Origin of the sequence: Mesorhizobium sp. M0802, from assembly GCF_040320115.1 — a bacterium.
Taxonomy (GTDB): Bacteria; Pseudomonadota; Alphaproteobacteria; order Rhizobiales; family Rhizobiaceae; genus Mesorhizobium.
This window is the reverse complement of the sequence record NZ_JAMYOY010000001.1, coordinates 455,381-473,740: the sequence shown is the minus strand read 5'-3', so window position 1 is coordinate 473,740 and position 18,360 is coordinate 455,381. Positions and strand designations below refer to the sequence as shown.

16 protein-coding genes are annotated in these 18,360 nt (G+C 59.6%); 6 read left to right on the top strand and 10 right to left on the bottom strand.

Features of this window, described 5'->3' with window-relative positions:
• Positions 1-42: 42 nt before the first annotated feature.
• From NKI10_RS02315 to NKI10_RS02295, 5 genes are all read left to right on the top strand, one after another.
• Positions 43-684, top strand: coding sequence for a hypothetical protein (locus NKI10_RS02315; protein ID WP_352858351.1), 642 nt, complete (start codon positions 43-45; stop codon positions 682-684).
• A gap of 183 nt (positions 685-867) precedes the next feature.
• Positions 868-1,839 carry an SDR family oxidoreductase gene (locus NKI10_RS02310; RefSeq protein WP_023687856.1) on the top strand — a complete coding sequence of 324 codons (972 nt, stop codon included), beginning with the start codon at positions 868-870 and terminating at the stop codon, positions 1,837-1,839.
• A 263-nt stretch (positions 1,840-2,102) separates the two neighbouring features.
• Positions 2,103-2,420 (top strand): plasmid stabilization protein, encoded by a 318-nt coding sequence (locus tag NKI10_RS02305; RefSeq protein ID WP_352858348.1) that lies wholly within the window; start codon positions 2,103-2,105, stop codon positions 2,418-2,420.
• Between the two features lie 26 nt (positions 2,421-2,446).
• Positions 2,447-2,638: a PPC domain-containing DNA-binding protein gene (locus NKI10_RS02300; protein ID WP_023687853.1), complete on the top strand. Its 192-nt coding sequence runs from the start codon at positions 2,447-2,449 to the stop codon at positions 2,636-2,638.
• The gene (locus tag NKI10_RS02295) at positions 2,625-3,059 is read left to right on the top strand and encodes a GFA family protein (RefSeq protein ID WP_352858344.1); all 435 of its coding nucleotides are present in this window, start codon (positions 2,625-2,627) and stop codon (positions 3,057-3,059) included. Before NKI10_RS02300 ends, NKI10_RS02295 begins: the two co-directional genes overlap by 14 nt.
• Before the next feature lie 125 nt (positions 3,060-3,184).
• Here the strand turns inward: NKI10_RS02295 and NKI10_RS02290 are convergent, their stop codons facing one another.
• The 5 genes from NKI10_RS02290 to NKI10_RS02270 all read right to left on the bottom strand — a co-directional run bounded on the left by NKI10_RS02290 (position 3,185) and on the right by NKI10_RS02270 (position 13,312).
• Positions 3,185-5,260: a PAS domain-containing hybrid sensor histidine kinase/response regulator gene (locus NKI10_RS02290; RefSeq protein WP_352858341.1), complete on the bottom strand. Its 2,076-nt coding sequence runs from the start codon at positions 5,258-5,260 to the stop codon at positions 3,185-3,187.
• Positions 5,261-5,270: 10 nt separating this feature from the next.
• The gene (locus NKI10_RS02285; RefSeq protein ID WP_031198412.1) at positions 5,271-10,982 is read right to left on the bottom strand and encodes a HAMP domain-containing protein; all 5,712 of its coding nucleotides are present in this window, start codon (positions 10,980-10,982) and stop codon (positions 5,271-5,273) included.
• A gap of 380 nt (positions 10,983-11,362) precedes the next feature.
• Positions 11,363-11,563: a response regulator gene (locus NKI10_RS02280; protein WP_050593148.1), complete on the bottom strand. Its 201-nt coding sequence runs from the start codon at positions 11,561-11,563 to the stop codon at positions 11,363-11,365.
• 562 nt (positions 11,564-12,125) lie between these two features.
• The gene (locus tag NKI10_RS02275) at positions 12,126-12,746 is read right to left on the bottom strand and encodes a cysteine hydrolase family protein (RefSeq protein ID WP_352459537.1); all 621 of its coding nucleotides are present in this window, start codon (positions 12,744-12,746) and stop codon (positions 12,126-12,128) included.
• 23 nt (positions 12,747-12,769) lie between these two features.
• On the bottom strand, positions 12,770-13,312 hold the full coding sequence (locus NKI10_RS02270; protein WP_352858336.1) for a DUF6894 family protein: 543 nt from the start codon (positions 13,310-13,312) through the stop codon (positions 12,770-12,772).
• Between the two features lie 154 nt (positions 13,313-13,466).
• On the opposite strand from NKI10_RS02270, the gene ku reads away from it, so the two are divergent.
• Entirely contained in the window at positions 13,467-14,291 is an 825-nt protein-coding gene (ku, locus tag NKI10_RS02265; protein ID WP_352858333.1) for a non-homologous end joining protein Ku, read from the top strand.
• Positions 14,292-14,942: 651 nt separating this feature from the next.
• Here ku and NKI10_RS02260 read toward each other — a convergent pair.
• The 5 genes from NKI10_RS02260 to NKI10_RS02240 form a co-directional block, all read right to left on the bottom strand.
• A complete protein-coding gene (locus NKI10_RS02260) occupies positions 14,943-15,989 on the bottom strand; it encodes an ATP-dependent DNA ligase (protein WP_352858330.1) in 1,047 nt (348 codons plus the stop codon).
• Between the two features lie 128 nt (positions 15,990-16,117).
• On the bottom strand, positions 16,118-16,624 hold the full coding sequence (locus NKI10_RS02255) for a YciE/YciF ferroxidase family protein (RefSeq protein WP_023668075.1): 507 nt from the start codon (positions 16,622-16,624) through the stop codon (positions 16,118-16,120).
• 333 nt (positions 16,625-16,957) lie between these two features.
• Positions 16,958-17,377: an HD domain-containing protein gene (locus NKI10_RS02250; protein WP_352858327.1), complete on the bottom strand. Its 420-nt coding sequence runs from the start codon at positions 17,375-17,377 to the stop codon at positions 16,958-16,960.
• Between the two features lie 38 nt (positions 17,378-17,415).
• On the bottom strand, positions 17,416-17,826 hold the full coding sequence (locus tag NKI10_RS02245; protein ID WP_352858323.1) for a DUF427 domain-containing protein: 411 nt from the start codon (positions 17,824-17,826) through the stop codon (positions 17,416-17,418).
• Positions 17,827-17,885: 59 nt separating this feature from the next.
• Positions 17,886-18,350 carry a hypothetical protein gene (locus NKI10_RS02240; protein WP_352858320.1) on the bottom strand — a complete coding sequence of 155 codons (465 nt, stop codon included), beginning with the start codon at positions 18,348-18,350 and terminating at the stop codon, positions 17,886-17,888.
• Positions 18,351-18,360 lie beyond the last annotated feature (10 nt).

The following is an 18,360-nucleotide window of genomic DNA, read 5'->3' as shown; positions in this document are numbered from 1 at the left end:
TATCGAAGAAAAACTCAGGTCGACCCGACAGGAGCATACTCCATGGCTGACACGCCGACACCCGATGCTTCGTTTCTCGCGGCCCTGACGACAGAGCATTTCGTGCAGCAGACAGCGATCAGCACGTCCATAAGTGAAATGGCGTCGCGGACGACCATCTACATTATGGCTCTGTCGAGCGCTCTGGTGGCAACGGGCTTTGTTACGCAGTCCTCCGAGTTCTTCCTGCCGTTTGTCGCGGTTGTGCTGCCATCGGTCTTTTTACTGGGTGCCTTTACCGTCTTGAGGTTGGTCGACATCGCCGCTGAGAACATGCAGGCCCATATCGGCATTGCCCGGATCAGAGCCTACTATCGAACTTTGGGCGACGAGGCTGCCTTCCAGTTTTCCAAGGAATTCGGTCGCTGGCCCGAAAATGACGCCGAACCTTCTCTTCGTACTGGGCCTCTCCTGGCGTACCTGACCACTGCAGCGACTATGATCGCATTCATAAGTGCCATCGTCGCTGCGGCGGGCGTTACTCTGCTTGCGTTTCGTGTCGGTGCAGAACTATTGCTCGCGCTGTGTCTTGGTGCTGGAACAGCAATCGGCTTAATGACGATTTTCTATTTATACCAGCGCCTTCGTACGAAAGGCATGGTCCGCATTGCCAAACCCTATGGTTCTGAAAAGAGCGTGCTTTGAGCGGGTAATGAATGTGGTGTTTGTCTGAACGCCACCGGCATGGCAATTCCGATCTTATTGACGACCAATGCTCCACGCCCCTCGCAGGCTGTTCGCAATGGCGAGCCCTTTCGGGATCGAGATATTTGCGCAAACTTTTTTGCCCGGCATGCGTTGTTCGTTCTCCGAGCACAGGAGAAAGCCATGCAGACTAAGTCGCAGACTTCAGCCGAAGCAGCCAAGCAACGCCATATCCAGCGTGGTATCGACGCCAAAGACGAGACGAAGAGCAATGGCAAAATGCAACAAGCGATGCAAGCTGGCGCCCGCAAATATCCCGAGCCACCTTTTCCCGAGCAGCATCAACCCAAACCGGGGCATGAATGGGCGATCGAGCCCGCTCCGCTCTACGATGCGCCTTACTACCTCGGATCGAAAAAACTCGACGACAAGGTAGCGCTTATCACGGGTGGTGATTCCGGCATCGGCCGTTCGGTGGCAGTCTTGTTCGCCCGCGAGGGCGCCGACATTGCGATCGTATACTTGAGTGAAGACAGGGACGCCGAAGCGACCAAAAACGCCGTCGAAAAGGAAGGCCGGCGTTGCATACTGATAAAAGCCGATGTCAGTGAACGCGAGCATTGCCGCAACGCCGTGGCGCTGACGGTCGAAAAATTCGGCAGGATCGACGTGCTGGTCAACAACGCCGCTTTCCAAATCCATTCCAGTGACTTCAACGACCTGACCGAGGAACATTTCGACACGACGCTGAAGACCAATCTTTACGGCTATTTTCATATGGCGCAGGAGAGCGTGCCGCACATGGAGCCGGGCTCCGCGATCATCAATACCGGTTCGGTGACCGGCATCGACGGTTCCAAGCAACTGGTTGACTATTCGATGACCAAGGGCGGCATTCATGCCTTCACGCGAGCGCTTTCGGGCAATCTGATCGGCAAGGGCATCCGGGTAAACGCGGTCGCGCCAGGTCCGGTGTGGACGCCGCTCAACCCTTCGGACAAGGAAGCCGACGACGTCTCGAAATTCGGCGCGGATACGCCGATGAAACGGCCAGCGCAACCGGAAGAACTTGCCCCGGCTTACGTGTTCCTCGCCTCGTCGCATTGCTCGAGTTACATCACGGGAGAGATCCTGCCGGTGGTCGGTGGCTACTGAGGTCGCGGAACGTATTTCATTGCATTGGGCTACCGAGTAGACGGCACGCGACGACGTCGTCTCCAGGGAGACGCTTGCCGCGCTCGATCGCTTCAAGAAACGCGTGATCGGTGCCGTGCGCCGCCGCTACACGGCACCCGCCACGGCTCCGGAGCAATAGCGCTCCGTGTTGGCCGAAATCCTCGCTCGCGTTTTCAATTTTCTGAATTTCCGCTTGGAACTCTCCCGCCGGCATACCGTTCAAACATCATTGGAGAACGACCATGCCACGAGGCGACAAATCGAAATACAGCGACAAACAGGAACGCAAAGCCGACCACATTGCCGCAGGCTATGAGAAGCGCGGTGTTTCCGAGAAGGAATCCGAGCGCCGGGCATGGGCGACCGTCAACACGGACGATGGCGGCGGCAAGAAAGAAGGCGGCTCGGGTCGTGGTAAACACACCGGACACCCCGCGGCCCACAAGGGTGGGAAAAGCGGCGGCAAGGCATCGGCTTCACGGTCAGCCGCAAGCCGATCGGAATCGGCAAAGAAGGCAGCGGCAACACGCAAGCGGAATGCCGAGCACCATGCCCATTAACTGCCCCGCAACAGGTTCGGAACGCCATGAAACCCAAGCTCGTCAATCAGGTCAGCGGGCAAAGAATTTTCGTCGTGGTGCTCGACCTCGGCGACGAAGGCTTCGCCGCGCTGACCGCCTTCGCAACCGACAAGAACATCGCCGACAAGAACATCGGCAGTGCCTCTTTGACTGCGATCGGAGCGTTCGGCGCCGCCTTGATCGATGTTAATGCGTGAGGTTGGCAAGCGCCTACCCGGCTCCTTGGCCATCAAGGGCGGATGTCTCTGTGGCAGGATCCGATTCAGCGCCGGGATCGAACCGAGGGTTCACTACTGCCACTGCGATATGTGCAGACGAGCGACCGGCAGCGCGTTTGCAGTTCTTGCCTGGATGCCCTGCCAAAGCCTGACCTGGAATTCCGGAACGCCAACATATCGAAGGTCTTCGCCGATCGCGCAAAGAGGCTTCTGCCCAGAATGCGGGTCGCCGCTCAGCCTTTGCTACGACGCGTCGCCAACCGAGATCGCGCTGCACGTCGGTACCTTCGATGATCCGGCTCACCTGGTGCCTCGGTACAACTACGGTTCAGCGCAGCGCCTTGGTTGGGTGTGCTGCGGAATAGACCTACCGGACCGCGACACCGAGGAGCGCTGGTAGCGCCGCCTGTTGCGAATGACCTAGATTGCCGATCAGGAATGCGGCCCTTGTCGCCGTGCCCCGAAAGTGCGGTCTCGATCTGCCCGGCCTGCCGACGTGGCCAGACCGTCGACAAGCCCTAAGCGCTAGCCGGTTTTGATCCTTTGGGGGGCCGCATTCTCTATCGCGAGGAAAATCGCTTCGAACAGATCCTCGTCGCGGAAGGGCTTGCCGAGCAAGGGCACGTCGGCCGGCCGATCGGCAATCTCCCGGGCATCGGCATAGCCCGTGATCATGACCGCTGGCCAGTCCGAGCGCAAATTGCGCGCGAAGCGGATCACGTCGACGCCGGATACGAGTGGCATGGCGAAGTCGGTGATAATGACGTCGAACTGGTTGGGAGTGCGCTCCATCATGGCCAGCGCCTCCGCCCCTCCTCCCGCGCAGGTCACCTCGAAACCACGTTGGCGAAGGGACTCGGCGGTCAATTGCCGCAAAACATGGCTGTCGTCGATCAGGAGGATTGATGGGTGCTCCATCCCGACATCGGCGAACGCTCGTTCAATGTCGGGTTCCACCACAGGATCGACCGGCTGTTCGGTCGATCGTGGCAGCCAGAGTTGCATGGTAGTTCCGCGGTTGACGACGCTTTCTATGCGAAGTGTCCCACCTGACTGCTTCATGAAGCCGTAGACCGTGCTGAGGCCGAGGCCCGTTCCCTTACCGACCGGCTTGGTGGTGAAGAACGGTTCGACGACCTTGGCGACAAGATCGGGGGGTATGCCGGATCCGGTGTCCTTGACGGCGATCATGACATAGTCGCCCGGCGGAATATCCTCTGTTGGCGTCCCGATCGTTCGATTCCGCGCATGCACGGTTATTGTCCCGCCAGAGGGCATGGCGTCACGCGCGTTGAAAACCAGATTCATCAAGGCCAATTCAAGTTGGCCTGCATCGACATGCACCGGCCAGATCGTGTCATCGATCTGCCAGTCGAAACGGATCAACCCCCCCAGCACGGGCGCCACCAATCCGTTCATCGTGTCGCCCAGCGCAGCAAGGCGCACCGCTTCCGGCTTCAGGGTCTGGCGCCGCGAGAATGCCAGCATTCGCGCGACAAGGTCAGCGCCTTGTTTTGCAGAACGCCGCGTCAGGTCGAGTACCTGTTGCGCCTGATCATCCAACGTAGCCCGGCGTTCAAGCAGCCCTAACCCACTGAGAATTGCGGCGAGCAGGTTGTTGAAATCATGCGCCAGGCCGCCGGTTAGCTTGCCGATAGCGTCGATGCGCTGGGATTGAAGCAGCTGATCCTCAAGACCGCGCCGCTCGGTGATGTCAAGCAATGTGCCGATAATTTCCGGTTCACGGCCATCTGAGCCGTCCGACATCACCCCCTGGTCGAGAAAAATGCGATACTCGCCATTGGCGCATTGCCAGCGGAACTCGCACGTATAGGAGCCGGTGGTTTTTGCCGCCAGCAGCGCTTCCCTCAATCGCGGCAGGTCGTCCGGATGAACGCGGCTGAGACCGAACTCTGGATCCGATGTCAGGTATTCAGGCGCAAAGCCGGTCAAGCGCTCGACGCCCTCCGTAACAAAGCGCGCCGCAAAGGGCGGCTCGGCTGCCCGAGCATGAAAGCAGACCGGCAACGAATTCAGGATGGCGTCCTGCCGTTGCTCGGCGCTGCGCAGCGCGCGTTCGGCCTGAAGCTTGTCCTTGTGCGCCTGCAACGCCTGCGCCAATAGTCCCTGCTCGACCTCCGCCTTGCGCTGGATCTCGAGCGTCTTCTCGTGGAGTTCGACGAAAACCGCGACTTTCGAACGCAGCATGATCGGATCGAATGGCTTGAACACATAGTCGACCGCGCCGGCATCATAGCCGCGCAGCATATGCGCATCCTCCTTGTTGATGGCGGTCAAGAAGATGATTGGGGTGCGCTTGGATTGCTCGCGCTGGCGGATAAGTGCGGCCGTCTCATACCCGTCCAACCCTGGCATGAGGACGTCCAGGAGAATGACGGCGAACTCCTCTTTCAGCAGAAAACGCAGAGCCTCTTCGCCCGATTGGGCGCAGATGACCTCTCCGATAGCCGCGAGCACTTCGCTGATCGCCAGCAGATTGCGCTCATCGTCGTCCACCGCCAGGATACGGGCTCTTGCCGGCCCTTCGGCAAGAGCTGCGACCTCAAGTTTCCTTACCCTGTTTCTTGCCAGCTTTTGCATCGAACGGCCGTCAGTTCGCTGCCAGGAGAATTTTTTCCGGGCTCTCGACACGGGATCGGGCACGCCCGATCCAGACACGAAGCAGCGCCAGCAGGAGATCCAGGTCGACGGGTTTGGCGATATAGTCGGAAGCCCCGGCATCCAGACATTTTTGCCGATCCCCCTTCATCGCCTTTGCGGTGACGGAAATCAGCGGGATATGAGCAATCGCCGGTGTGCCGCGAATCCGCCGCATCGTCTCGTAGCCGTCCATCTCCGGCATCATGATATCGATCAATGCCACGTCGACATCGGGCGCCTGTTCAAGCAGCGCGATGCCATCACGGCCCCGCTCGGCATGCAGAACCTGTATGTCATAGGTCTCCAGAACACTGGTGAGCGAATAGATGTTGCGAATGTCGTCGTCGACGATGAGAACTTTCGCCCCGGCGAGATCGGACTTGCCGTTGTGTTCAGTTCCTGCCCAGGCCTCTTGGCGACCTTCTCCCGGCAGCGTTGCCGAAATGTGCAGCGCCAATTGAGCGAAGTTCTCCGCCCGCGGTGCTTCCGCCAAGGCCGGGTTCAATGCCAGCACCTGTTCAAGCGCGTCCGGGTGAGGCGTAAAGAACAGCAGCTGCGGCAAGGCTTCGCCGAATTGGCCGGTGATCTCGTCCAGCGCCTTTGCGTTGTCCTTGGCGGAGCGTCCAAAGCCGAGCACGACGGCATCATAGGAGGCGAGGCCAACGTCTTCTGCATTGGCCGCAACACGACCGATCGCGGTGACCGACGTTACGCCGTCGCGGATTGCCTCGACCAGCGCCAGACGCCGCTCCGGGTCAGGGTCCACGACCAGAACGCGGCGCTGAACGCGGAGCTTCTTCGAGTGGATATCCTGAAACACCTTCATCAGCTCGTCCGAGGAAACGGGCTTGGTGGAAATGCTGGACGCCCCCTTGCGTGCGAGACTGTCGATGTCTTCGGCACCCGAGATGACATGGATGGGAATTCCCCTCGTCTTCTGGTCATGCCGCAGCAGATCGAAAAGCACCCAGCCATCGATATCCGAAAGTCCGAGATCAAGTGTGATTGCGTCGGGAACGAGCTTGCGGGCCAATGCCAGCGTGCCGGAACCTGCAGTCGACAGAACGCCTTTCAGCCCGGCCGACCGGGCGAGGCCAAGCAGCAACCCGCCAAAGGTCGGATCGTCTTCGACGATCAACACGATCCGATCGGTGGGTAGGATTGAATCGCGGTCGTCGATCAGCTCTGCCGAGGGCGGACTGCTGAGCAGAGCTGTCGCAGCAACCGCCTCCGCCGCCGGAGCCAAGGTCGACTGTACTGTCGTCACGCGGGGGCCGTCGAACGGGATGATGAGGGTAAATGTCGACCCCTTGCCCGGCGTGCTTTCGACCCGCAATTCGCCGCCAAGCAAGCGAGCGATCTCGCGGCTGATCGAGAGCCCAAGGCCGGTGCCGCCATACTTGCGGCTGGTGGTGCCGTCGGCCTGCTGGAAGGCCTCGAAAATCAGCTTCTGTTTGTCTTCTGGAATACCAATGCCGGTGTCGGTGACGGCGATCGCGAGAGCCTTCACCGGCTGCGTCGCGCCATTGCGGCGGCCGGCCTTTTCAACCCGGAAGTTCAGGCTGACCTCGCCTTCCGAGGTGAATTTGAATGCGTTGGAAAGCAGGTTGAGGACAATCTGCTGCAAGCGTTTCTCATCTGTGCGGACCGTGTCGGGAAGCGCCGGATCGACCTTGATGGTGAAGCCAAGTCCCTTGTCGGCCGCCAGCTGACGAAAGGTTCGTTCCATGTGCTGGCGAAGATGCGTCACCGGCATATCGTTGATGTCGATGGAAACAGTGCCGGACTCGATCTTCGACAGATCGAGGATATCGTTGATGAGGCTGAGAAGATCGGTTCCTGCCGAATTGATGGTCCGGGCGAACTCTACCTGTTTTTCGTTGAGGTTGCCGTGCTGGTTGGTCGCCAGCAGGTTTGACAAAATGAGCAGCGAATTCAGCGGCGTGCGCAGTTCGTGGCTCATATTGGCCAGGAATTCGGACTTGTATTTCGACGTGAGCGCCAGTTGTTCGGCTTTCTCCTCCAGCGCGCGTCGCGCCATCTCGATTTCGAGATTCTTGTTTTCGACCTGCTTCTTTTCGTTCTCGAGCAGCTGCGCCTTTTCCTGCAGCTCCTCGTTCGTCGCATGCAGCTCTTCCTGCTTTTTTGTCAGCTCGGTTTGACGCGCTTGCAATTCCGACGTCAGCAGTTGCGACTGCTTGAGCAGGCCCTCCGTGCGCATCGTCGCAGCGATGGTGTTGAGAACGATGCCGACAGATTCCATGAGCTGGTTGAGGAACGACTGGTGTGTGTCACGAAACTCGCCGAACGAGGCGAGCTCGATGACGGCTTTGACTTCATCCTCGAACAGGGCAGGCAGGATGATGACATTGGCTGGCGAGGCGCTGCCAAGACCAGATGTGACCCGAAGGAATTCTGGCGGCACATTGTCCAGCATGATGGCGCGCTTGTCGGCGGCACTTTGCCCAACCAGGCCCTCTCGCAGATCAAGCCGCTGCTTGATGGCAGCTTTGCTCTCGGCGCCATAGGAAGCCGCCAGTTCAAGATAGGATTCCTCCTCGTCGCGATTGGTGACGTAGAACACCCCATACTGGGCGTTCACCAGAGGAGCGAGTTCGGACATGATGAGCCGCGAGACGGTGGCAAGGTCGCGCTCGCCTTGCAGCATGCGCGAAAACCGGGCGAGATTGGTCTTCAACCAGTCCTGCTCGGCATTCTTCAGCGTCTGATCCTTCAGATTGCGGATCATTTCGTTGATGTTGTCTTTCAGCGCGGCGACCTCGCCGGAGGCTTCGACGCTGATCGAACGGGTAAGATCGCCCTTGGTCACCGCCGTCGAAACCTCGGCGATGGCACGCACCTGGGTGGTCAGATTGGCAGCGAGTTGATTGACATTGTCGGTGAGGTCGCGCCAGAGGCCGGCGGCACCTGGCACACGCGCCTGACCACCGAGCTTACCCTCGATGCCCACCTCACGGGCGACGTTGGTCACCTGGTCGGCAAAGGTGGCAAGCGTCTCGATCATGCCGTTGATGGTGTCGGCCAGCAGGGCGATCTCTCCCTTCGCGTCGACCGTCAGTTTGCGCCTGAGATTGCCTTGCGCGACCGCCGTCACGACATCGGCGATGCCGCGCACCTGATTGGTCAAGTTCGTCGCCATCAGGTTGACGTTGTCGGTCAGGTCCTTCCAGGTACCGGCAACACCTTCGACGCGCGCCTGGCCACCAAGCTTGCCCTCGGTGCCAACCTCACGCGCGACTCGGGTGACCTCGCCGGCGAAGGAGTTCAACTGGTCCACCATGGTGTTGATGGTCGACTTGAGCTCCAGGATTTCGCCCTTCACATCGACGGTGATCTTCTTCGACAGGTCGCCGCGCGCCACGGCGGTCGTGACTTCGGCGATGTTGCGCACCTGGCCGGTCAGATTCTCGGCCATGGAATTCACATTGTCGGTCAGATCCTTCCACGTGCCGGCAACGCCGCGCACCTGCGCCTGGCCGCCAAGCTTGCCTTCAGTGCCGACCTCGCGCGCCACGCGCGTCACTTCCGAAGCGAAGGAATTAAGCTGGTCCACCATTGTGTTGATGGTGTCCTTCAGCTCCAGGATCTCGCCGCGGACATCGACGGTGATCTTCTTCGAAAGGTCCCCGAGCGCCACGGCGGTGGTCACCTCGGCGATGTTGCGCACCTGGCCGGTCAGGTTGGCCGCCATGGCGTTGACGTTTTCGGTCAGATCCTTCCACGTGCCGCCGATGCCGCGCACCTGGGCCTGGCCGCCGAGCTTGCCATCGGAGCCGACCTCGCGCGCCACACGTGTCACTTCCGAAGCGAAGGAATTGAGCTGGTCGACCATCGTGTTGATGACGTCCTTGATCTGCAAGATCTCGCCCAGCGCGTCGACGGTGATCTTCTGGGTCAAGTCGCCGGTCGCGATGGCCGTTGCCACCTTGGACACGTCGCGCAATTGCACCGTCAAATTGCCGGCCATGGCGTTGACGTTGTCGGTCAGATCCTTCCAGGTGCCACCGACGCCTTCGACATGCGCCTGGCCACCAAGCTTGCCTTCCGATCCCACTTCGCGGGCCACACGCGTGACCTCAGAGGCGAAGGAGTTCAGTTGGTCGACCATCGTGTTGACGGTGTCCTTGAGCTCCAGGATCTCGCCTTTGACGTCGACGGTGATCTTCTTCGACAGGTCGCCGCGCGCCACGGCGGTGGTGACTTCTGCGATGTTTCGAACCTGGCCAGTCAGGTTGGCGGCCATGAGATTGACGTTGTCGGTCAAATCCTTCCATGTGCCGCCGACGCCCCTCACCTCTGCCTGGCCGCCCAGCTTGCCTTCGGTGCCGACCTCGCGTGCCACGCGCGTCACTTCCGAGGCAAAGGAGTTCAGTTGGTCGACCATCGTGTTGATGGTGTCCTTGAGTTCCAGGATTTCGCCTTGCACGGCGACCGTGATCTTCTTGGACAGATCGCCCGACGCGACCGCCGTGGTCACCTCGGCGATATTGCGCACCTGACCGGTGAGGTTCTCGGCCATCGAGTTGACGTTGTCGGTGAGGTCCTTCCAGGTGCCGGCGACGCCGCGCACCTGCGCCTGGCCGCCAAGCTTGCCTTCGGTGCCAACCTCGCGTGCCACGCGCGTGACCTCGCCCGCGAATGAATTCAGCTGGTCCACCATCGTGTTTATCGTGGATTTCAGCTCGAGAATCTCGCCCTTCACGTCCACCGTAATCTTCTTCGACAGGTCGCCCAAAGCCACCGCGGTCGTCACTTCGGCGATGTTGCGCACCTGGCCAGTCAGGTTCTCGGCCATGGAATTCACATTGTCGGTCAGATCCTTCCACGTGCCACCAACACCCTCAACGCGCGCCTGGCCGCCAAGCTTGCCTTCAGTGCCGACCTCGCGCGCCACGCGCGTCACTTCCGAAGCGAAGGAATTAAGCTGGTCCACCATCGTGTTGATGGTGTTCTTCAGTTCGAGGATTTCGCCCTTGACATCGACTGTGATCTTCTTCGACAGGTCGCCCGACGCGACTGCGGTCGTAACCTCCGCGATGTTGCGCACTTGCCCGGTCAGGTTCGTGGCCATCGCGTTGACGTTGTCGGTCAGATCTTTCCACGTGCCGGCGACACCCTTGACCCGGGCCTGGCCGCCGAGCTTGCCTTCCGTACCGACCTCGCGCGCCACGCGCGTCACCTCAGAGGCGAAGGAGGCCAACTGGCCGACCATGGTGTTGACGATCTTGCCGATGCGCAGGAATTCGCCACGCAGCGGTCGGCCGTCAATTTCGACCATCATGGTCTGCGACAGGTCGCCCTTGGCGACGGCGCCGATAACGCGCGCAACCTCAGCCGTTGGCTGAACCATGTCTTCTATGAGATCATTGACTGAACGGACACTGGATTCCCAACTGCCGGTGGCATTGCGAACCCGGCCGCGCTCGCCTATCCGCCCTTCCTTGCCGACGACCCGGCTCAAGCGCTCGAACTCGCGCGTCACTTGGTCGTTGAGGTCAGCGATCTCATTGAAAGTCTCAGCTATCTCGGAATCGAGGCCTTCATAAACATTGTCGATGCGGACGGAGAAATCGCCGCGCCGGAAGGCTTTCAGAGAATTCAGAATGCTTCGACGGTCCAATTGCTTCTTGGATGCCTGCACGGTCACAGCGCCACTCCCAGCCCTATGGATTTATACGGATAAAATTGCCCCCGCGGCCGATGTGGATCGCGCCGCAAGACCCCAAACGCGGCATTTTCCATTTTGTTCCATCGTGCCGTGAATTCCAGGCCGACGATTGCGCCTTGGTTTGAACGCCGGATTCATGATGCGGTTGTGGATTTATCGGGCTTTAGCCGACCACGACACGTCATCGCCGTTTGCCATTGCCAGAGAGGCATGAATTGCGTTGCGCAACTCGGAAGGCGAGGCAGGCTTTGCGACCCATGTCCCTTGAAGGAAAATCGGATCGTGAAAACCCGAATTGGCGTAGCTTGCCGAATGGACGACAAAGGGGATGTTTCGGGCGTCAAGCAACGTAGCTATTCGTACGCAATCCCATCCGCCAGGCCGATATCCATGACAACAATGTCGGGAGAACTGCCCCTGAACCATTCCAGCGCGTCGACGCAGGACGAAAAGACCCCAGCGATGTCGAACCCCGCGTCGCGCAACATGTCTTCAAGTTCGAGCGCGATAAACGCCTCGTCTTCCAAAATCGCAACGGACCTATGGTGGTCCAATTATCGCAGTCCTTTGCTCTCCGAAGCGATCGGCAGCGCAGCACGCCGCCTGACCGGTTCCACCCGGTGGTCGAAGCTCACGGCAATTTTCTTACCGGACATGGCATGGACCATAAGCCCAACCAATTCCTCGTCGTCGCAGCGACACTCAGGAAACCTTGGGCGGATTTCATCGACCGCAAACGCCGTCGAGATAATGTCGTCAGCGCGATAGCCAGAGATCACCGCGTAGACTGCGCTATAGGTTTCAAGGTCAATGACTTCGCATCATCCTCCCTGCGGAAGGCCGACGGCAGAGGCGCCGGATGTCTCGCAAAGATTGCTAGATGCCGGCATCGAGTCTTCGGCGCTGTATCCTGTTCATTCTATGACGGTTGGCCGCGCTGTCGATAGCTCTGCAAGGCTTTGTACGCTTCCAGACACTGATTCACGCGAGCGACCAGATCAGGCAATCGTGCCGTTCATATACGTTTTCCGGTTCACTGTAGTGCCGTCCGCCAACTGAAACAGTCCGCCCGACCAGAATGACGATTGTCGGCCCTTTCACTTGAAGCCCCCCAGATCAGCGAGTGAGTTGTGGCCAACACTCCAACACCTCCGTCATGCTGGCCGCCTCAATCTGCTCACTGAAGCGGGAATGGTAGACTTCCATCAGTGCGTCATGGGTCTGGTCGGCAGAGCTGCAGATGGCATCGGTGACGAGAATGACGCGAAAGCCACGATCGATGGCGCCAAGCACGGTCGCGAGAACGCAAACGTCGGTTTCGCCACCGGTGATCACGAGCGCACGCACGCCGGAGCCACTCAGCAGCGCGTCGAGCCGCCCCTCGGTCCAGGGCGAATAGACATGTTTGTCGACCACCGTCGCCGGCGGTACAAATCGTGCAAGTTGAGGCATCAGCTCGATCAGGCGCGGATCGATGTTGGAAAGGGTTACCTCCGCCCACCGACGATAGTAGTTTGCCCACATTCCCGGCGCCTCGCCCGGGCGGGCGGCAGGAATGAAGCGCGTGAACAGGGTACGGCTGGCATGTCTAGCGACGAGTTCTTCGATCGCCGGGACCACCTTTTCAGCCCACGGCACGGGCCAAGGTCCACCCGGCGCAAACAGGCGCTGCATGTCGACGCACAGATGCAGGCCATCGTCGCCTATTGGTCCGTGAATCAATCCTTGGGCGGCCACTGGTGGATTCCGTCGGGTTTGGGTTACTGGCCTGCCTGCCGCGCTGCATCGGCCTCAGCCACATCAACAGTGTAAAGCAATTCACCGTTTTCGTTGGATACCCTCACAAGCCAGCCGGACAGAGCGTCCGTGCCAGGCTGCAGGTCGGCGAGAAGATCGATTGCGCAGCGGACAGCTTCGGACCGGGCCGCCTCAAGGCTCGCCATCCTCGACGGCGGTATGCGTCGGCTGGTTTCGCCATCGCGATACTCAAAGACATATACGTCGCCGGCGCCGTCGCTTGCAGAGGTTATCTCGACCTGGTCGAAATTGCCGTTGCTGCTCGCGTCATATTCATTGGCTGCGAGATCAAAGGTCGCTGTCTGGACCAGGATTGCCTTTGCGCGGGCAAGCACGTCATCTTCAGCTTGTATCCCGACGTTTGCCATGTCCACCGTAACGCAGTCGCCGCCCTCGCCGCAAAATATCACCCGGCGAACCGACTGCCCGTCTGGCGCCCTGGCATTCACCACTTCGGTCCGAACGACTTGCATGACACTCTCCTGCCCGTGTCTGACAATGTTCATGGTGCGGTTTCGGTTCCTGCGGATGCAGGGCGTCGGCCCGGCTGTCGAGACCGACAGGACTTCCCCGCCGGACATTGACGTGCACCGAGCCCCCGCCGCAGGAACAATTCGAACGGAAACGCGTTGCCCTAGCTGGAAACGGGATAAGCGCAAAATGGCCGCGCCACGTGCTGCCTGGAAGGGCTTCTTGAAGGTTGGTTCGGTTACTTGCGGCGTGAAGATTGTCGGCGCAACCAGCGAAGCATCCAAGATCCATTTCAAGATTTTGAACCGCAAGGACGGTCTGCCGGTCAGGAGCGTCTACGCCGACGAGGAGACCGGAAAGCTGGTGGATGCAGCGGATCAGGTGAAGGGTTTCGAGATCGAAAAGGACGAATTTCTCCAGATCGAACCTGACGACATAAAGTTGAAGCTGACGTCGAAGCACACGCTCGAAGTCGGCGAATTCGTATCGATTGACGATATCGATACGCGCTATCTCGAGAAGCCCTACTATCTGATCCCGGCCGACGGCGCCGCAATCGAAGCATACGGAGTGATCCGCGATGCCATGAAGAACAAGGGCGTGGCCGCTCGATCCTGCGTGGTGCTCTACCAGCGCGGCCGCGAAGTGCTGATTCAGCCCTATGGCAAGGGCATGGTGATGACCGAGCTTCGCAACCACAACGAAATGGTTTCGGAAAGCACTGTGTTCGATGGATTGGCCAAGCAGAAATACGACCCCGATCTGCTCGAAATCGCCGGCATGCTTATTGACAAAAAAGTGACGACCTTCGATCCCTCGAAATTTGAAGACACCTATGAAGACGCGCTGATCGCCATGATCGATGCAAAGCGCAAAGGCAAGAAGCTGCCGAAGCCCGCACCAAGGCCACAGGAGAATGTCATCAACCTCGCTGAGGTGCTGAAGAAGAGCCTCAAACAGGAAGGGCTGGCGAGATCCACAAAGAGAGCCTCACCGAAACGCAAGACAGCATAGTTGAAACTGCCCAGCCAGAAGGTCCGCACAGCAGCCCCAGCCGCCCTAAATCGCTCGGAACAATTCTCGCGGTTGCCCGTTGGCCACCAAGGACGATGCCTTATGGCCGAGATCAAGAGCGTCGACAGGGCAGTCCTCAAAGAGCCAGAGGCAGCGGATGCCAACATTGCGCTCAAGGAGCCGGAACGCAGGACTCTGATCGGGCGCCGACAAGCCCCAGGACCGCTGGCCATCGGTTAAAATACATGGGCTGTGAAAAGACCTTTCGCCTCCAGACGCGGCGACGCGCGACCTGTGGCGGGCAGAACCCCACGCCCAAGCGAAACCCGGAGAATAGATGTGCCCCCCAAACCAGAGCCAACCGAAGAGCCGCCAGTGGATGCGCCGACGTGGACCCCGGACATACGCGAGCCTGAGCCGGATCTTCTTCCCGACGAAGTGCCAGTTCCTAATCCGGACGAGAACCGTGAGCCGCCAAAGCGAGGCGTGGTGACAGACTGAACAACGGGTTTGGTCCGGCATCCTCCTGCAAAGGCGTTTATCTCGCCGCCGGCTTTAAGATCGCCAGTGAAATGCGACTTGATTTGGCTGCGCCGAGTGTTTGACGGATTTGGTCTCGATAGTGTGGACCTGCCGACGCTTCGCCAAGCCTCATTTTCCAAGTATCTGTTCGAACGTGCATTGCTTCGGGCTTTTGTCAGGACGCCATCGCAGAAATTTGGTGCCATGACGGAAACGATCGCCGGTGACATGATCGAACCGCACCTCCGCCACCAGTTCGGGCCGCAATGGCTCCCATTGTCCGCTTCGTTCCGTGCTCCACCGACTGGGGCCGCCCGGCGCTTTTCCCGTGAAGCCGGGAGCCGATCGCAAAGCTTCAAGTTGTCGCGTAAGCCTGGCCCTGTCCTCCCGGGCGATCGTCGAAGTGAACCCGACATGGTCGAGTTGCCCCTGGTCATTGTACAGACCGAGCAACAGGGAGCCGACTTCACGCGACTTCGCCAGGTAGCGGAACCCTCCGACGACACATTCGGCCGTGCGCAGGCGCTTGACTTTGACCATGGCGCGCTCGCCGGGTCGATATTCGTCATCGAGAAGCTTGGCAACGACCCCGTCGGTCGAACCTTGTCCGGATTGGCCAAGCCATCTGCCTGCCGCCGCCAAATCAAGCGTTGCCCGAGACAGTTCTAGATCCTTTCGCCCGGCCGACTTTACGAACAGTTCGAGTGCAGCGCGCCGAACCGAGAGCGGCTGCTGCATCAAGGCGCCCTCGGAGGTCGCCAACATGTCAAAGAGGATCAGCTTTGCCGGCGTCGCGACCGACAGTTTCCGGATCCTGCTTTCCGCCGGATGCAGCCGCATCTGCAAGGCGTCGAAAGAAAGAGAGCCTGCAATTTCGATGACGATCTCACCATCGACCACGAACTCTTTTGTTTTCAGTTCATGCAACATCGCGACGACTTCCGGGAAATACCGCCCTAACGGCTTGCCGGATTTTGCTCGCAACTCCACAGCCGCGCCGGCTTTAAAGGCCAGGCAGCGGAACCCGTCCCATTTGGGTTCGTATTGCCACCGGCCAGCATCGGCCGGCAACGTGTCGGCAGCCTTTGCTTCCATCGGCGCCGTGCTCAACGCCACGCCGAAAGACGATTTTACACTCGTCGGCAGATCGCGAGAGATGGCAGATTCGCCCGTCATGAAAGTTCCGTGGACAACGATGGAGATCGACTCAACGCAGCACTGGTGCCGGCTTTGGAAAAAATCATGCTCCAACAGGGTTAGGTCATGATGAGATTTCAACCAATCTCATCATGACCTGGGACGGTCTACTCGGCAGCCTGCATGTTGATCTTGCTTTCCGCCATTTCGGTGAGCTTGCGATCGGTCGCCTGCTCTTCTTTCAGGTTCTTGGCCAATACGTTGGCGCAGTCACTGCGGCCAAGCTGCTTGGCCCAGGCGATGAGCGTGCCATATCTGGTCATCTCATAGTGTTCGACCGCCTGCGCCGACGCTATCAGTGCCGCGTCTAGAACCTCCTTGTCGTCGACGTCGCCGCTCACATCGTCGGCTTCCTCCAGAATGCCGTCTATCGCCGGGCAGTTGACCTCCTTGGCCTTGACGCCATGCAATTCGAACACCTGTTCGACGCGCTCGATATGGCCTTTGGTCTGCTCGAGGTGTTTTTCGAATCCGGCCTTCAATTGCGGATCGGTTGCCTTGCCGATCATCTTCGGCAGCGCTTTCTCGATCTGCTTTTCGGCGTAATAGATGTCGCGCAGCGTGTGCACGAAGAGATCGTCGAGAGTCTTGATGTCCTTCGAAAAGAAGCCCATGGCCTTACCTTTCATTGTGCAGAAGTTCGGGTTCGGCGGCGGCTTGCCCGCCACCCGCGGAGGCCGGGAACTCGTCCCGGCTTGCTGGTCAACGCACCGGTGCCGCAGGAGTTCCTGATTCCGAGCCGGGGCCGTTACTCCTTTTCGAGACGCTGCGATCCATCTCCGGAGGAGCTTTGACCCGATCACACGTTCCATGGTCCAGACGACGACTCTCAGGCGCACGCCGGCGCGGAAAAACTGACGGCCAGGAGAGCCGAAACGTGCTGTGCGCCGCAAGCTCTCGCAGGCGATGGCTGCTTCGGCAGATGCAATGCCGGCGTCGGGCGCGCATTATTGTCGGGAGAACTCTTGGTCAAGTACGCGAAGGCCCTCTTCATATTTGGCCGCCGACGCTCCGACCTGCCTCGACTGCCAGATGTTGTCCTCCAGATCGGCGCGTTTTACGGGGAGCGCCACTGGGTTCGACGCAGCCCGCCGGACAAAGGCGAAATACTCCTCATCCGGCCTGCGCGACATGGCATCGACCGCCGCGGCAATTGTCGGTCCGAAGCCTGCTTCTTCGAGCTTGGCGCGGGTCCAGCCTTCGCCTTTCTCCAGAACGTCATGAAGGTAGGCAACAGTCTTCTGATCGATTGTCTCGACGGCGTCGACGATACGGCGGCAATGCTCGATGTAGGGCCGCCCGGTCTTATCGCGCTGCGACGCGTGAACCTCCTCCGCAATCTTTGCCGCCTGGTAGAAAATGCTCATCGCCTGTCGTTACCGCGATCGTCTCTGCCTGATGAAACCTATTCGACGATATGTGGCGTGTGTCGCTTGTCCTCGGCAGGATCGACATCGATACGGGCTTTTTCCGGATCGAAAGCGCCGTGACCTGCAATAGCCAGAGCGGCCGCATCGGGCGTTTCGTAGGCCCACATGAAATCGTCGGAAGAACTGCCGACGGCGTGGACACGCCAGTAGCTTGCGGTGCCTTTAAGCGGGCACCGGGTGGTGGTGTCGGCCTTTTCGAAAAGATCGAAATAGATGTCCTCGAAGGGGATATAGAAAACGGGCTCGTGCCCGTCTTCACGCAGGACCTTCGCCCGCTCCGTAGCTGCGACGATGGCGTCGGAAAACCGCACCGTCACCGTGCCGGAAAACGGTTCTATGGCCAATCGGCCAAGGTTTTGCTGTGAAGTTGCGCCTGAAGTTTGCATCTGAATTTCTCCCTGGCGATGACCGCAAGATGCCTGGAGACGAAATGCGCGGCGGCGCTTCAGGTTCCGGCATGTCCGATGAAGCTGAATGGCGGGCCGGACTTAAAGCGCCTACCGCTTGCCGTATCCAGCAGTTCTCGTTGGTAAGGCGCGGTGAAATGCTCGTCCAACCCATTCGAAGACTTTGGAAGGACGACACGGTCGTCGCTTCCGTGGAGCGTCAGGGCTGGCACCGAAATGATCTTCGCCGCTACTTGCCGGCGGGCGAGTTCGTGGCTGGATGCTCCAGCTGTTTGGCCGTCGTCAGCTGCCGCCTCATGTACGGGCTCCGGGGCGGCCTCAGTTGCTGCCAAGTGGGCCGCAAGGTCCCTATAGACCTTGTCCCTGCCGCCATCGTGTTTAGCGACCAGGCCAAGTAGGTCATGACGGCTTAGCTTTGCAATCTTCATTAGGAATTCGAATTCGTGCTTCGGAATCGAGGCTGCTAAGCGATCGAGTTTGGCCCGCCGGGTCTCTTTGGACACATGTGCTCCT